Genomic DNA, 15,169 nt, shown 5'->3' on the forward strand with positions numbered 1-15,169 from the left:
GTGCTTACGCATGGCTGTTATTATATTCAGGTATATACAGAAGCTGACCTTCTTCAAGCTCGTCATCAAACGATAAAGCATTCGTTCTGATGAGCTGCTGGGATGTTATGTCATATCGTTCACACACCCGGTCGATAGTATCTTGCTGCTGTACGATACAAATTTTCATTCTTGAAAACTTTTCTTCTTCCCTTGTAAATAATTTTGTCAAGTAATGAGAGTTGTCATTTTCCTTCTGCTCGGTTCCCGGTGCCGCTTCTTCATTCTTTCTTTCAGGCTTAAGCGGCTCAGGCTGTTCAGCTTGCGCCGGCTCCTCAGGCGGCAGTTTGGAAAACTGAAATGACAAATCGATAGGTTTCCCGGTTTCCTCCTCCGGCGGCGCCATCTTCCTTACCTCAATTTCAAACCCTTCTTCATCCTGAGCCTCTTCTTCAAGCAGCTTAGGAGCGCTGTAAAACTCCTCTTCCTGCCGTTCCGGAACGAACTCGCGATAAACGGGCGCCTGCTCTTCTTGAAAAACCGCAGGCTCATCTTCGTCTTCTGCCGCCTCATGATCGCTCTGACGGAGAAGCGGCTCGGCCTCTGGCTGCTCTTCTTTTTGAAGGAAGGGCTGTTCCGCAATTTTTGGTTTTTCTGCATGCGGAGTCAGAGTGAACGCAGGGAAAACCGGCTCGTTATCATCTTTTGGCTCTTCCTGCACTTCTGCTGAATCATCCTCAAATACAGGTTCATTCCTCACAGCCGACATGATTGCAGGCTCCTCAGCTTCTTCCGGCTCTTCTTCGTGTTGGAAGGAAACGGGAGGAGGAGGCTCAGTAAAGGAAACAGGTTTCGGCACTTCTTCCTGCTCCCTCAGAATCGGGGCGGTCTCCTGCTCTTCTTCTTCCCGCTCCCGCAGAATCGGGGCAGTTTCCTGCTCTTCTTCTTCCCGCTCCCTCAGAATCGGGGCTGCTTCCTGCTCTTCTTCTTCCTGCTCTCTCAGAATCGGGGCTGCTTCCTGCTCTTCTTCTTCCCGTTCCCTCAGAATCGGGGCTGCTTCCTGCTCTTCTTCTTCCCGTTCCCTCAGAATCGGGGCAGTCTCCTGCTCTTCTTCTTCCCGTTCCCTCAGAATCGGGGCAGTCTCCTGCTCTTCTTCTTCCTGCTCCCTCAAAATCGGGGCAGTTTCTTTCTCTTCTTCCCGCTCCCTCAAAATCGGAGCTGCTTCCTGCTCTTCTTCCTCCTGCCTGAGTAAAGGCGGGGTTTCTTCCTCGTTCTTCTCGGTTTCTTGTGCTGCTTCTTTTGATACACTCAAAGGTATTTCAGGCTCATGGCGTATCATTAATTCTGGTTCGTTTTCGTCCTCCGAATGATGTCCGGCAAGATTGATCATTTCTTCTCTGGCAAATTCAGGCGCCACGTACAAAGGGATCTCCGGCTCTTTTGGCTCGGATTCCTCAAGCAGCCCTTCAATTGCCAAATCAGCCTGAATGGTTAAGATCCTTGAATCCGTCAGCTGATAATCAAAGGCATCGATAAATACGAAAACATCATTGAGGTGGCTCACTTTATTTTTCGGAATCGTAATGTCCACCGGGAAACAATGAATGAGCTCGGCCGTGCCATCCTCCCTCGCCCTCACTTCCTCTACATGCCTCAGCTCCCTATTAAGCTCTTCAAAATGACTGCTGTGATCTATGTTGTACTCGCCAGTAAGTTCTAATGATCCTTTAATTGAGACATAATCATTTACTTCCTGCACCCTGATGTCAGGGTCTAATGAAATCGAAAGTAATTCAGAAACTTCCTGTCCTTTTTGGAAACAGATTGATTCTTCAACAGAAAATTGCAATCGGTGATTATGCGGCAAGTTCATATCCTCCTTTCATCTAATCCATACAATTAGATGTCACTAAAGGTGTATGCCGCAATCCGGGAAAATATGATAATGGAGGCATTGAAAAAAGCCGATACAAGTCTTGCTTGCATCGGCTTTTCTGTATCAGCGGCTGATCGCCTGGAACACTTTCTCAGCGGCTTGAATGGTTTTTTCAATATCCTCCATTGTATGCGCAGTGGAGAGAAACAATCCTTCAAATTGAGACGGCGGCAGAAATACGCCTGCATCAGCCATCCCTTTATAATATTTGGCGAACAGCTTTAAATCAGAAGATTTGGCTGCTTCATAGTTAATGACAGGCTCATTTGTGAAAAAGAAGCCGATCATTGAACCCGCCCGGTTAAACGTGTGCGGAATGCCATGTGCTGCAGCTGCTTTTGAAATGCCTTCTTCAAGCATATCGCCTTTTTTCACAAATTCTTGGTAAGATTCAGGTGTAAGCTGCTGTAACGTCTCAAGTCCCGCTGTCATGGCAAGCGGATTTCCTGACAATGTTCCAGCCTGATAAATCGGACCGCTCGGCGCGATTCGTTCCATAATGTCAGCTTTTCCGCCATACGCACCGACAGGAAGACCGCCGCCGATGACTTTGCCGAGACACGTTAAGTCAGGCGTCACGCCGAAATACCCTTGCGCACAGTTATAATCCACGCGAAAACCGGTCATGACCTCATCAAAAATGAGCAGCGCACCATACTGTTCCGTCATGTCGCGAAGTCCTTGTAAAAAGCCTTCCTGCGGCGGAACAACGCCCATATTGCCTGCTACCGGTTCAACAATGACCCCGGCAATATCTTCACCGTACTCCCGGAATGCGAGTGCAACGCTTTCCAAGTCGTTGTATGGAACGGTAATCGTATTCATTGCTATTCCTTCCGGCACGCCCGGGCTGTCCGGAAGGCCGAGTGTCGCCACTCCGGATCCCGCTTTGATCAGCAGCGAATCACCATGGCCGTGGTAACAGCCTTCGAATTTCAAAATTTTGTTGCGGCCGGTATATCCTCTTGCCAGACGCAGGGCGCTCATTGTCGCCTCTGTGCCGGAGCTGACCATCCGCACGATTTCAACAGACGGCACACGGTCAATGACCAATTTGGCCAGTTCGTTTTCCACTTCAGTAGATGCCCCGAAACTTGTCCCGTTCTCGGCTACTTTTTTCAGGCTTTCAACGACCCGGTCGTTCGTGTGGCCCAAAATGAGCGGCCCCCAGCTCAGGACGTAGTCGATATATTCATTGCCGTCAATATCAAAAATTTTCGATCCTTTTCCGCGCTGCATAAAGATCGGGTCCATATCGACTGATTTAAACGCGCGCACCGGGCTGTTCACTCCGCCCGGCATCAGTTTCTGCGCTTCTTTAAAAGCGGCTTTTGATTTTTCATAGCTTCTCATCTGCCTCAGCTCCCGTCAAATGAAATCGTTACTCAGCAAGCCATTTTGCTGCGTCTTTTGCATGATACGTCATAATCAGATCGGCTCCTGCACGTTTCATGCTCGTTAAAATTTCCAGCACCATTTCTTTTTCTTTAATCCAGCCGTTTTGGGCTGCCGCTTTCACCATGGAATACTCCCCGCTCACATTATATGCGACCAGCGGCAGGTGATGGCGGTTTTTCACATCACGCATAATATCTAAGTATGACATAGACGGTTTGACGATTAAAAAGTCAGCGCCTTCTGCCGCGTCTGATTCAGCCTCACGGAGCGCTTCCAAGCGGTTGGCCGGATCCATCTGATATGTTTTTCGGTCTCCGAACTGCGGCGTGCTGTCAGCCGCGTCGCGGAACGGACCGTAAAATTCACTTGAATATTTCACGGCATAAGACATGATCGGAATATTCGTGAATCCTTCTTTGTCGAGCGCTTCCCTGATCACTGTGACAAAACCGTCCATCATATTTGAAGGAGCGATGATGTCAGCGCCGGCTTTGGCCTGGCTGACGGCTGTCTGAGCCAGCAGTTCAAGCGACTCGTCATTGAGAATTTCTCCGTCTTTCACGACCCCGCAATGGCCGTGATCCGTGTATTCACAGAGACACGTATCAGCGATTACAATCATTTCAGGATAATGCTTTTTAATTTCAGCAATCCCTTTCTGCACAATGCCGTGATCGTGAAAAGCCTGGGTTCCGCAGGCGTCTTTTTCTTCCGGCACGCCGAAAACGATGACCGACTTAATGCCGAGCGATATCAGCTCAGCCATTTCATCCTTTAACAAATCGAGTGATACATGATAAACCCCCGGCATGGAAGGAACTTCTTTTTTTCCTTCGAGCCCTTCAACGACAAATAACGGGTAAATAAAATCTGAGGGGTGAAGACGTGTTTCTTTTACTAAATCTCTCATCGCAGCGTTCGCACGCAAACGGCGGTGTCTGTTAAATGTTTGATTCATCATTATCAATCCTTTCCCGACATGCTGCACATGACGTCCAGCATGCCTTCAATCGTATAAGTGTCAGGCACATGGGATGAGATCCCGTATTCCAAGAGCGCTTTCTCTGTCAAAGGGCCGATGCTGATATAGCTCGCACCGCTGTTTTCCCACGCTTTTTCTCCGTCTCCGACCGCGTGCATAAACGTATGCACCGCCGATGAGCTGGTAAACGTAATAAAATCAAAATGAGAGCGGGATGCAGCCCGTCTCAGCTCGTCCATGCCTTTTTCATCCTGAATGGTATTGTATAACACCCATTCCCTTATTTGATAGCCAAGCGGCTCAAGCTCCGCTTTTATGACATCGCGTGATAAATTGCCCTTTATCACTGAAATGGGTTCGGCAGCTGATGCGTGCCGTTTTAAAGTATCAGCCAGACATTCCGCCACATACTCGTCAGGCATCGCATCCGTCCGGGCTCCCCGCTCTTTCAGGGCGCGCGCAGTCTTTTCACCGACGGCTGCGATTTTTTTCCGTCCCGAAAGCGCAAGATCGTGACGATCAAGATAGGAAAAAAAGAACCGGACACCGTTTACGCTTGTAAACACAAGCCATCCCGGCTCAGAAAGGTCTTCCCGCAGACTGTCCGCACATTCATCCGGGAGCGCTTCCTGAAAAGCGATCAGCGAAGCGGAAACAGCCGTTCCGCCGAGCGCCTCCACTTTTTTTCGGAACGGAGCGGCCTGTCTTTTGTTCCGGGTGACAAGCACGGTCTTTCCTTGTAAAGGAAGGTCATTTGCCATCCTGATCGAGCTCCTGTTTCACGCTGTCGATTAATGCTTTGGCTCCTTTGTCAGACATCATCGCCGCACAGCGTTTTCCGATTTCTTCCGGATCATGTCCCGCCGCTGTTTCTTTATAAATCGTCTTTCCGTCCGGAGACGCGACAAGACCGACCAATTCAACCTCATCCCGGTCATTGACGGACGCATACCCGGCTATCGGCACTTGGCAGCCGCCTTCCATCGCGTGTAAGAAAGCCCGTTCGGCTGCCACCGTGCGCTGCGTATACTCATCGGTAAATTGCGCAAACAGCTTCAAAAGCTCCTCATCTGACTCTCTGCATTCAATGGCAAGAGCGCCTTGGCCGACCGCAGGCAGACAGCGGGCCGGTTCGAGAAATTCAGATACGACATCATCTTTCCAGCCCATTCTTGAAAGTCCCGCAGCCGCTAAAATAATAGCATCGTAATCTTCCGTTTCAAGCTTTTGAAGTCTCGTATCGATATTGCCTCTGATCCACTTAATTGTAAGATCAGGGCGTTCAGCAAGAATCTGGGCGCTTCTTCTTAAACTGCTGGTGCCGATGATGCCCCCTTCTTTTATGTCGTCCAGCTTTTGATGCCCCTTTGAAATCAGCGCATCACGCGGATCCTCACGTTTCGGTATGCAGCCTATGACAAGACCCTCAGGCAAAACGGCGGGCATGTCTTTCATGCTGTGAACCGCCATATCAATCTCCTGATGCAGCAGCGCCTGTTCAATCTCTTTGACAAACAAACCTTTGCCGCCCACTTTTGACAGTGTAACATCGAGGATGCGGTCGCCTTTTGTGACAATCTCCCGGATTTCAAAGTTATAGGAAGGGTTCAATTCCTTCAGTTTGTTAATCACCCATTTTGTCTGGGTCATAGCCAGTTTGCTCCGTCTGGAACCTACCTTAATCGTTCTCATTTTCTTTCCTCCCGAATCTGTTTGGGCGCGTGCGTTAACTGAACCAATGGAACTGCGACAGGCTTCCGAGCAGGAAGTAATTAATCATCAGCACGAGAAAACATGCTGAATTCCATAACGCCGCCACTTTTCCCTGCAGTTCCTTAATCATTCTGATATATAAATAGTAGCTGTATAAAAGCAGCACAATAAACGAGCCGAGCACTTTTGAATCAAACCAGTACAGCGTTTCCAGCGACACATACGCCCAGATCACGCCTAATATCAGGCTCAACAGCAGCATCGGAACCCCGATGACATTTAAAACGTAAGCCATATAATCAAGTTTTGACAAATCTTCAATTCTCAACAGCCATTTTCCCCACTTTTTCTTCTTTAATAAAGAGTATTGAAACTGATAAAGAAGCGAAAAGACAAAAGAAAGGGAAAAAGCGCCGTAAGACAGAATCGCCATTGTAATATGAATGACCAAAAGCTCCGAGACCAGCTGGCCGGAAAAAGCGGCCGAATGCTGATCCGTCGGTGAAAACGTATGGATCGCAATCATCGAGAAACCGATGACATTCGTGAAAAACACGATAAAATCAACGCGCAGAATCTGCGTGACCACAAGTGAGAGCGTGACAAGCACCCACGCATAAAAGTAAAGGGCCTCCGTAATATTCAAGACCGGAAATCTGCCCGTCTGCCACATGAAATAAGAAAGATAGACGGTTTGCAGAGTCCAGACAATAGAAAGCAACCAGAAGGCCATTTTCCCAGCCTTCCGGTTGTGTTGAAGAAAATCTATAAAGTAAAAAAGGACGCTTACTGCATAAATAACAATTGTCGCTTCATTAAGTCTTGCCATTGCTGTATCAATCATACAGCCCTCACTCACTTACAAGCGGACGTAAGCCCGTTTTTGCTTCTGCCTTTTGAAACGAATGAACCGTCTGGCGGTTATCCAGGCTTTTGTCCAGCTGGCGGCCGGCCTCTTCCTCAATATCGAATATCTGCATAAACAGCTTCAGCTTTTCATCTGAATCCGCTTCAGCCGCAAGCTCTTTCGCTTTCAGAATCGGGTCGCGCAGCATTTGGTTAATGATGCTTTTCGTATGTTTGCTGAGAAGTTTTTTCTCTCTTACCGTCAGATGAGGCAGCTTGCGCTCAATGCTCTGCATCGTATCGGACTGGATGGACAGCGCCTTTTCACGCAGCGCCGAAATGACCGGCACGACGCCGAGCGTATTAAGCCACTGCTTAAACTCAACAATTGCCGCTTCAATAAACAGCTCGACTTTTTCAGCGGTTTCACGGCGTTCTTGTAAGTTGGCTTCAACGATTCCTTCAAGGTCATCAATATCGTACAGAAAAACACCTTCAAGATCGTTCAGCGCCGGATCGAGGTCCCTCGGCACAGCGATATCCACCATAAATAACGGGCGGCCTTTCCGCTGTCTGCCCGCTCTCTCCATCATTTCTTTAGACACGACGAAATCACTTGCGCCTGTCGAACTGATTAAAATATCAGCTTCAGCAAGTGCATGTTCAAGCTGGTTTAAGCTGCGCGCTTCTCCGGAGAAACGGTCAGCAAGCGCTTTTGCCTTCAAAAACGTTCTGTTGATGACCGTTACTTTGCCGATGCCCTGACCGTGCAGGTTTTCTGCGGCGAGCTCGCCCATTTTTCCCGCACCGAGAATCAAAATGTGCTTATTTGACAATGAGCCGAAGATTTTTTTCGCGAGTTCAACGGCGGCGTAACTGACGGAAACGGCATTGGCGCCGATATCGGTTTCGGCATGCGTGCGTTTGCCGACGGTCACCGCCTGTTTAAACAGCTCATTGAAAATGGTGCCGATCGTCTTCTCTGCCTGCGCCGTTTTAAAGCTTGAGCGGACCTGGCCGAGTATTTGCGTTTCTCCGATGACCATGGAATCCAAGCCGCACGCCACACGGAATAAATGCTCGATCGCCGCGTCGCTCTCATAAAATTTCAGAAACGGAGACAGCTCTTCTTTCGGCAGCGAGAACCATTCAGATAAAAATGTCTTTATATAATAACGGCCGGTATGAAGCTGGTCGACCACCGCATATATTTCGGTGCGGTTGCAGGTTGACACGATAATGTTTTCAAGAACGCTTTTTTCTCCTTTTAAACGGAGCATCGCTTCTGCAAGCTCATCCGGCTGAAAACTTATTTTTTCGCGTATTTCAATAGGGGCGGATTTATAATCTACTCCCACAACAAGAATATGCATCGCTTTCATGCACCCCCGTACATCGCAATTTATTTATAATCATTCTAACATAGAATTTATTATTTATAATAATTATAACATAGTTTCTTCAGGAAAATGTGAACAGATTTCAAAAATGTTATGCTATAGTATAAAAAGCTCGTTTCCACTGTAATCATCATACTAAAAATCCTTTACTGCGGGTAGGTGACAGGATGAAAAAAACATCAATTTTATTACCGGGACTTCTGCTTGCCGCTTCATTATTCGCATGGCTTCAGAGCGGACAGGTTCACCTGTTTGCGAATCAGGGGGAATGGCCGGTGCTCCTTATGCTTTTGGGTGCCGTGCTCTTGTATCAGGGCAAAAAGGAAGCGGCCGGGCCTCACGTCCTGATCGGCATGCTTCTTTTCGGTATAGGTTTACACTTTTTCGCCAAACCTGAGCTCTCATGGTGGCCGGGAGATTTTGAAATGATTCTCTTCGTCTTCGGATTCTCCTTATTTGCGGCAGCCAGAAAAGAATATGTATACGAAGCGGTTGCCATGATTGGTTTTTCCCTCTTTTTATACTTCTTTAAACAAATTACGGCGTGGCTGGAGTCCGTCCATATTCCGACGGAACACTTCAAAACATACTGGCCGTATGTTTTCATCGGAATCAGCCTTTTATTATTGTTTATCAAGCGGAACAAAACTATACGATAAAACCCAAAACGCACTGCGTTTTGGGTTTTTCATTACCGGCTGATCATTTTTTTAATGGCTCCCCATGCTTCATCTTTGCCTTTTTTCGTTTCAGAGGAAAATAAAATCAGCTCATCTTCAGGATCCATATCAAGCGTCTGTTTGACAACCTTTAAGTGCTTGTCCCATTTTCCTTTTGGAATCTTATCCGCTTTTGTCGCGATAACGATGACGGGAATGCCGTAATACTTCAGGAATTCATACATGTTCACGTCTTCAGCAGACGGCGCGTGCCTGAGGTCGACAATCTGCACGCAGGCTTTCAGCTCTTCGCGGGTCGTCATATAGGTTTCAATCATTCTCCCCCATGCTTCCCGCTCGCTTTTGGAAACTTTCGCAAATCCGTACCCGGGAACGTCGACAAAATGCAATTCATCATTGATGATGTAAAAGTTTAGGGTCTGTGTTTTCCCCGGTTTTGATGACGTTCTGGCCAAGTTTTTCCGATTGATTAATGAATTGATAAAAGATGACTTTCCTACATTTGATCTTCCCGCCAGCGCGATTTCCGGAAGCCCCCCATCAGGGTACTGTTCGGGTTTGACCGCGCTGATCACGATTTCTGACTTTGTGACTTTCATTTCTTCTCTCCTACTAAGGCATGTTCCAAAACGTCATCCAGGTGAGAAACGAATATAAACTTCAGTCCTTCTCTGACGCTTTCTGGAATATCCTCTATATCTTTTTCGTTATCTTTAGGCGCAATAATAGTGGTCAGGCCCGCTCTGTGCGCGCCGAGCGCCTTTTCTTTCAGTCCGCCGATCGGAAGCACGCGGCCCCGCAGCGTGATTTCTCCCGTCATACCGACTTCGCGTTTTACCGCACGGTCCGTTAATGCTGAAACGAGCGCCGTGGCCATCGTAATTCCGGCAGAAGGGCCGTCTTTCGGCACCGCTCCTTCAGGGACATGGATATGAATGTCATACTTCTCATGGAATTTCGGGTCGATTCCGAACTGTTCCGCTTTCGAGCGGACATAACTGAAAGCGGCCTGCGCTGATTCCCGCATGACATCTCCAAGCTTCCCGGTCAGAATCAGCTTTCCTTTTCCCGGTGACAATGACACTTCGATTGACAGCGTATCTCCGCCGACCGTCGTATACGCGAGCCCCGTGACAACCCCGATTTGATCTTCGGTTTCCGCCTGTCCGTATCTGAATATCCGTTTTCCGAGATAGTCGGCCAGATTTTTCTCTGTAACGGTAATGCGTTTTCTCTCCTCAGACACAATGGCTTTTGCAGCCTTTCGGCAAATGGCGGCAATCTGGCGTTCAAGCGTTCTCACGCCGGCTTCCCTCGTGTAGTAGCGGATGATGTCCGTAATCGCCTGGTCCCGAATCTGCAGGCTGCTCTTTGTGAGCCCGTGCTCTTTGATTTGTTTCGGAAGCAGGTGGTCCTTCACGATCTCCAGCTTTTCGTTTTCAGTGTAGCCTGACAGGCTGATAATCTCCATTCTGTCTCTGAGAGGGCCCGGGATGGAAGCAAGGTTATTCGCAGTCGCGATAAACAGCACTTTCGATAAATCGAACGTCTCTTCAATATAGTGGTCGCTGAATGTGCTGTTTTGTTCCGGATCCAGCACCTCAAGCATCGCTGAAGACGGATCGCCTCTGAAATCAGACGACATTTTGTCGATCTCATCCAGGAGAAAAACCGGATTTTGTTTGCCGGCTTTTTTCATCCCCTGTATAATACGGCCCGGCATCGCTCCGACGTATGTACGCCGGTGCCCGCGGATTTCAGACTCATCACGCACTCCGCCCAGTGAAATTCTCACAAAACGGCGCCCCATGCTCGCACTGATTGATTTTGCAAGAGATGTTTTACCGACTCCCGGAGGTCCGGCCAGACAAAGAATCGGCCCTTTCAGCGTTTTCGTCAGCTGTTTCACGGCCAAATACTCCAAAATCCGCTCTTTCACTTTCTCTAAGCCGTGGTGCTCTTTATCTAAGATTTCCCCGGCTTTTTTAATATCAAGTTTATCTTCTGTTTCATCCGACCACGGAAGGGCGATGAGCCAGTCAATATAGTTGCGGATAACAGAGCTTTCCGCTGAGCTTGACGGCACTTTTTCGTAACGGCTTAATTCCTTAAGCGCCGTTTCTTTGACACGCTCAGGCATGCCTGCTTCTTCTATCTTTTCCGTGAGCGACTGAACTTCGCCGGTTTTTCCTTCTTTGTCGCCAAGCTCCTTCTGAATGGCTTTCATCTGTTCACGCAAGTAGTATTCCTTTTGAGTGCGTTCCATCGAACGTTTGACGCGCTGACCGATTTTTTTCTCAATCTCCAGCACTTCTTTTTCATTATGAATGGAACGGATGACCTTATTCAGACGTTCTTTAATATCCGCCGTTTCTAAAATGTCCTGCTTGTCCTTTAATTTCAGCGGGAGATGAGAAGCGACGATATCCGCCATTCTGCCGGGCTCTTCAATATCAGTCACAGCCGCATACGTTTCTGCGGAGATTTTTTTAGAAATTTTTATGTACTGGTCAAAATGGTCCAGCAGCGTCCGCATAAGCGCTTCGTCTTCCACGTCTTTTGAATCATCCTCATGCATCAGCTGTATATCGACCGAAGTATAATCTTCGAGCTCGGTGTATTCAAGGATCTGCGCCCGCTGAATTCCTTCTACAAGCACTCTGATCGTACCGTTGGGCAGCTTCAGCATCTGTTTAATTTTTGTATAAGTGCCGACGGCGAAAATATCCTCTTCACCCGGTTCGTCTATCGAAATATCCTGCTGAGTGGCTAAAAAAATCATATGATCATGCATCATTGCCTGTTCAAGAGCCTGAACCGACTTGTCACGGCCTACATCTAAATGTAAAACCATTGTCGGGTATACCAATAAGCCTCTTAAAGGGAGGAGCGGGATGCTGCGTTTTGTATCTTCTGCCATGTGACTGACACCTCCGTGACTTTAGTATGAACCATTATAATACAACTTTTTCATCGTTGTACAATTCCGGGATCGGGCTTTAATCGGCTTATCCGCCTGCCCTGTATATAAAACAGTCTCTTCGTAGTATACCCTTTCTTTCTGTTCTGAAAAAGGAAAAGATGTCCTCCATAAAAAAACCCCATTATAAAAATGGGGTTTATACGGATTCTTTATTCATTTGGATATCAAACGGTTTTTGTTCTGAAGGAGGGTCAACCAATATGACGTCCAGCACTTCCTGGAACGTTTTTACCGCTTTAATGGTGATTCCGTCTATTCGTTTCAGAATGGACTGCTGATTTTCATATGGGATAATGACCGTTTTTGCTCCGGCCTGTTTTGCGGCTTTAATTTTCGGAATGACGCCGCCGATCGGTTTGACAAGCCCCGTCAGGCTGATTTCTCCCGTCATCGCCACCGTATGGTCGATCGGGATGCGGTGAATCGCGGAAAAAATCCCCGCGGCCATCGCGATACCTGCTGAAGGTCCGTCAATCGGGCCTCCGCCCGGAAAATTGACGTGAATGTCATAGTCTGAAGGTTTGATGCCCATTGTGCGCAGAACCGTCAGAACATTTTCCACAGATCCCTTCGCCATGCTTTTGCGGCGGATCGACTTCGATTGGCTGCCGATGCTTTCTTCCTCTGCAATTCCCGTGATATTCAGGCTTCCTTTGTCCTGCGCAGGTGTGACATTCACTTCGATTTCCAGCAATGCGCCGCTGTTCGGCCCGTAGACAGCAAGTCCGTTCACGATGCCGACTTGCGGTTCATCGGCGATTTTCTGCTCATTTTTAGGTGTAAGCTGACTGGAATGAACAACCCATTCTATATCTTCTGTCGTAATTTCTTTTCTGTCCTCAGTCACCGCCATGCCGGCGGCGATCTGGATCATATTGACGGCTTCACGTCCGTTTCTCGTATATGTGGTCAGCACATTGAGAGCTTCGTCAGAAATCTCTTTCTGAATTTTGTCGGCTGCTTTTTTCGCAACGATTTTAAGTTCATCCTTTTCCAGCTCGCGGAAAAACACTTCAAGGCAGCGCGAACGGATGGCCGGCGGAATTTCATTCGGCATTCTCGTTGTCGCTCCGATCAAACGGAAATCTGCCGGAAGCCCATTTTGAAAAATATCATGAATGTGATTCGGTATTTGCGTATTTTCTTCACTGTAATACGCACTGTCTAAAAATACTTTTCGATCTTCAAGCACCTTCAGCATTTTATTCATCTGAATCGGGTGAAGCTCGCCGATTTCATCAATAAACAATACCCCGCCGTGAGCATGGGTCACAGCCCCCTGTTTTGGCTGCGGAATGCCTGCTTGGCCCATCGCACCCGCTCCCTGATAAATGGGATCATGCACTGAACCGATAAGCGGATCGGCAATCCCCCGTTCATCAAACCGCGCGGTCGTCGCATCAAGTTCAACAAAAACAGCCTGCTTTTGAAACGGTGACTGTTTATGTTTTTTCGCTTCTTCCAATACCAGCCGCGCCGCAGCCGTTTTTCCGACTCCCGGAGGACCGTAAATAATGACGTGCTGCGGGTTCGGTCCGCAAAGCGCTGCTTTTAACGCTTTAATTCCATCTTCCTGGCCGACAATGTCCTGAAAGCTTTTCGGCCGCACCTTTTCTGATAAAGGTTCTGATAAACTGATGGCGCGCATTTTGCGCAGCTGTTCCATTTCTTTTTTTGATTCTTTATCTATCGTCACTTTTTGTGTACGCTGGTTTTTGAGCAGATTCCAAAAATATAATCCGATGACTATCCCGAAAAACAGCTGTACAAATAATGCGATCCCTGTCCAACTCATGCTGGTCCCTCCTGAAAAAACGATTTATGTATCCAATTCATTCCTCTGTCCGCTAGTATCTCCCAGCAAAGCCCGGAATAAACATTTTCAGAAGGGTCAGGACAAGAAAAAAAACCTCCTGATCAATTCGAGTCAGGAGGTTTTGTCATGTTATGCTGATGTTTTATCTTGGCCGACAACTGTGCCGTCTTTTAATACAAGACGCGGTGCTTCACCGTCTGCGACTGTCGCTCCGGTAATGACACATTTTTCAATATCATCGCGGGACGGCAGATCAAACATGACGTCAAGCATGATGCCTTCAATGATAGAACGCAGGCCGCGTGCGCCTGTTTTACGCTCGATCGCTTTTTTCGCAATTTCAGATAATGCCTCGTCTTCAAATTCAAGCTCGACATCATCAAGTTCTAACATTTTCTTGTATTGTTTGACGAGTGCGTTTTTCGGTTTAGTCAGAATTTCAACCAGTGCCGTTTCGTCAAGCTGCTCAAGGCTTGCAATGACAGGAAGACGGCCGATGAATTCAGGAATCAGACCGAAACGGAGCAAGTCTTCAGGAAGAACTTTAGAAAGCAGTTCTTCTTTTTCCAGGTCCGCCGCTTTATTATCTGAGCCGAAGCCGATGACTTTTTGTCCGAGACGGCGTTTGATGATTTGTTCAATGCCGTCAAATGCACCGCCGCAAATGAACAGAATGTTCGTCGTATCGATCTGGATGAATTCCTGATGAGGATGTTTGCGTCCTCCTTGAGGCGGCACGCTTGCAACCGTTCCTTCAAGAATTTTCAGCAGCGCCTGCTGAACGCCTTCGCCTGATACGTCGCGTGTAATGGACGGGTTTTCAGATTTTCGCGCTACTTTATCGATTTCATCGATATAAATAATGCCTTTTTCTGCTTTTTCCACATCATAGTCTGCTGCCTGAATCAGCTTGAGGAGGATGTTTTCTACGTCCTCACCGACATATCCGGCTTCAGTCAGAGATGTAGCGTCCGCGATCGCAAACGGCACGTTCAGAATACGCGCAAGCGTCTGGGCAAGAAGTGTTTTCCCGCTTCCAGTCGGTCCGATTAAAGAAATATTACTTTTAGAAAGCTCGACATCATCCACTTTACTGTTGGAGTTGATGCGTTTGTAATGGTTGTATACCGCAACCGCAAGTGATTTCTTCGCCTGATCCTGTCCGATGACATATTCATTCAGAATCTCACGGATTTCCTGCGGCTTCGGAACGTCTTTAAATTCGACTTCTTCTTCTGTACCAAGCTCTTCCTCTACGATTTCTGTACAGAGCTCAATACATTCGTCGCATATATATACACCCGGTCCTGCAACCAGCTTACGAACCTGATCTTGCGTTTTTCCGCAGAACGAGCATTTCAATTGTCCTTTTTCCTCGTTGAATTTAAACATTCTTTCACCCCTTAATCTTGTCTCACTTTTTCTTTTACCTGAAG

The 15,169-nt window shown here is 47.7% G+C and carries 12 protein-coding genes; 1 reads left to right on the top strand and 11 read right to left on the bottom strand.

Annotation, left to right across the window (positions count from 1 at the left end; genetic code table 11):
- Window positions 1–4 precede the first annotated feature (4 nt).
- The 7 genes from JNUCC21_RS14230 to hemA all read right to left on the bottom strand — a co-directional run bounded on the left by JNUCC21_RS14230 (window position 5) and on the right by hemA (window position 8,227).
- Complete coding sequence (locus JNUCC21_RS14230; protein ID WP_369878232.1) at window positions 5–1,846, bottom strand: LysM peptidoglycan-binding domain-containing protein; 1,842 nt, start codon at window positions 1,844–1,846, stop codon at window positions 5–7.
- 132 nt (window positions 1,847–1,978) lie between these two features.
- The gene (gene hemL / locus JNUCC21_RS14235; RefSeq protein WP_021494394.1) at window positions 1,979–3,268 is read right to left on the bottom strand and encodes a glutamate-1-semialdehyde 2,1-aminomutase; all 1,290 of its coding nucleotides are present in this window, start codon (window positions 3,266–3,268) and stop codon (window positions 1,979–1,981) included.
- Window positions 3,269–3,296: 28 nt separating this feature from the next.
- Window positions 3,297–4,271: a porphobilinogen synthase gene (hemB, locus tag JNUCC21_RS14240; protein WP_015240312.1), complete on the bottom strand. Its 975-nt coding sequence runs from the start codon at window positions 4,269–4,271 to the stop codon at window positions 3,297–3,299.
- Window positions 4,272–4,276: 5 nt separating this feature from the next.
- A complete protein-coding gene (locus tag JNUCC21_RS14245) occupies window positions 4,277–5,056 on the bottom strand; it encodes a uroporphyrinogen-III synthase (protein ID WP_032870754.1) in 780 nt (259 codons plus the stop codon).
- Window positions 5,046–5,987, bottom strand: a complete 942-nt coding sequence (hemC, locus tag JNUCC21_RS14250; protein ID WP_032870756.1) for a hydroxymethylbilane synthase — start codon at window positions 5,985–5,987, stop codon at window positions 5,046–5,048. The genes JNUCC21_RS14245 and hemC overlap by 11 nt, the downstream gene beginning before the upstream one ends.
- 34 nt (window positions 5,988–6,021) lie before the next feature.
- Complete coding sequence (locus JNUCC21_RS14255; protein ID WP_007408154.1) at window positions 6,022–6,852, bottom strand: cytochrome c biogenesis protein; 831 nt, start codon at window positions 6,850–6,852, stop codon at window positions 6,022–6,024.
- Between the two features lie 7 nt (window positions 6,853–6,859).
- The gene (gene hemA, locus JNUCC21_RS14260) at window positions 6,860–8,227 is read right to left on the bottom strand and encodes a glutamyl-tRNA reductase (protein ID WP_015240315.1); all 1,368 of its coding nucleotides are present in this window, start codon (window positions 8,225–8,227) and stop codon (window positions 6,860–6,862) included.
- A 194-nt stretch (window positions 8,228–8,421) separates the two neighbouring features.
- Here hemA and JNUCC21_RS14265 point away from each other — a divergent pair, with 194 nt between their 5' ends.
- Window positions 8,422–8,913 carry a hypothetical protein gene (locus JNUCC21_RS14265; protein ID WP_015240316.1) on the top strand — a complete coding sequence of 164 codons (492 nt, stop codon included), beginning with the start codon at window positions 8,422–8,424 and terminating at the stop codon, window positions 8,911–8,913.
- 32 nt (window positions 8,914–8,945) lie between these two features.
- Here JNUCC21_RS14265 and yihA read toward each other — a convergent pair whose 3' ends face one another.
- The 4 genes from yihA to clpX form a co-directional block, all read right to left on the bottom strand.
- Window positions 8,946–9,533 (bottom strand): ribosome biogenesis GTP-binding protein YihA/YsxC, encoded by a 588-nt coding sequence (gene yihA / locus JNUCC21_RS14270; RefSeq protein WP_003152626.1) that lies wholly within the window; start codon window positions 9,531–9,533, stop codon window positions 8,946–8,948.
- Window positions 9,530–11,854, bottom strand: coding sequence for an endopeptidase La (gene lon / locus JNUCC21_RS14275; protein WP_025285061.1), 2,325 nt, complete (start codon window positions 11,852–11,854; stop codon window positions 9,530–9,532). Before lon ends, yihA begins: the two co-directional genes overlap by 4 nt.
- Window positions 11,855–12,053: 199 nt before the next feature.
- A complete protein-coding gene (gene lonB / locus JNUCC21_RS14280; RefSeq protein WP_025285062.1) occupies window positions 12,054–13,712 on the bottom strand; it encodes an ATP-dependent protease LonB in 1,659 nt (552 codons plus the stop codon).
- Window positions 13,713–13,862: 150 nt separating this feature from the next.
- The gene (gene clpX, locus JNUCC21_RS14285; protein ID WP_007408149.1) at window positions 13,863–15,125 is read right to left on the bottom strand and encodes an ATP-dependent protease ATP-binding subunit ClpX; all 1,263 of its coding nucleotides are present in this window, start codon (window positions 15,123–15,125) and stop codon (window positions 13,863–13,865) included.
- Window positions 15,126–15,169: the final 44 nt, after the last annotated feature.

It is taken from the genome of Bacillus sp. JNUCC-21 (assembly GCF_041222765.1).
Classification (GTDB): domain Bacteria; phylum Bacillota; class Bacilli; order Bacillales; family Bacillaceae; genus Bacillus; species Bacillus velezensis.

What these genes read in the sequence shown, in the direction of transcription:
- JNUCC21_RS14265 (WP_015240316.1), top strand. Translation starts at nt 8,422, where the DNA reads ATGAAAAAAACATCAATTTTATTACCGGGACTTCTGCTTGCCGCTTCA.
- clpX (WP_007408149.1), bottom strand. Translation starts at nt 15,125, where the DNA reads ATGTTTAAATTCAACGAGGAAAAAGGACAATTGAAATGCTCGTTCTGC.
- hemB (WP_015240312.1), bottom strand. Translation starts at nt 4,271, where the DNA reads ATGAATCAAACATTTAACAGACACCGCCGTTTGCGTGCGAACGCTGCG.
- lonB (WP_025285062.1), bottom strand. Translation starts at nt 13,712, where the DNA reads ATGAGTTGGACAGGGATCGCATTATTTGTACAGCTGTTTTTCGGGATA.
- hemC (WP_032870756.1), bottom strand. Translation starts at nt 5,987, where the DNA reads ATGAGAACGATTAAGGTAGGTTCCAGACGGAGCAAACTGGCTATGACC.
- JNUCC21_RS14245 (WP_032870754.1), bottom strand. Translation starts at nt 5,056, where the DNA reads ATGGCAAATGACCTTCCTTTACAAGGAAAGACCGTGCTTGTCACCCGG.
- yihA (WP_003152626.1), bottom strand. Translation starts at nt 9,533, where the DNA reads ATGAAAGTCACAAAGTCAGAAATCGTGATCAGCGCGGTCAAACCCGAA.
- lon (WP_025285061.1), bottom strand. Translation starts at nt 11,854, where the DNA reads ATGGCAGAAGATACAAAACGCAGCATCCCGCTCCTCCCTTTAAGAGGC.
- hemA (WP_015240315.1), bottom strand. Translation starts at nt 8,227, where the DNA reads ATGCATATTCTTGTTGTGGGAGTAGATTATAAATCCGCCCCTATTGAA.
- hemL (WP_021494394.1), bottom strand. Translation starts at nt 3,268, where the DNA reads ATGAGAAGCTATGAAAAATCAAAAGCCGCTTTTAAAGAAGCGCAGAAA.
- JNUCC21_RS14255 (WP_007408154.1), bottom strand. Translation starts at nt 6,852, where the DNA reads ATGATTGATACAGCAATGGCAAGACTTAATGAAGCGACAATTGTTATT.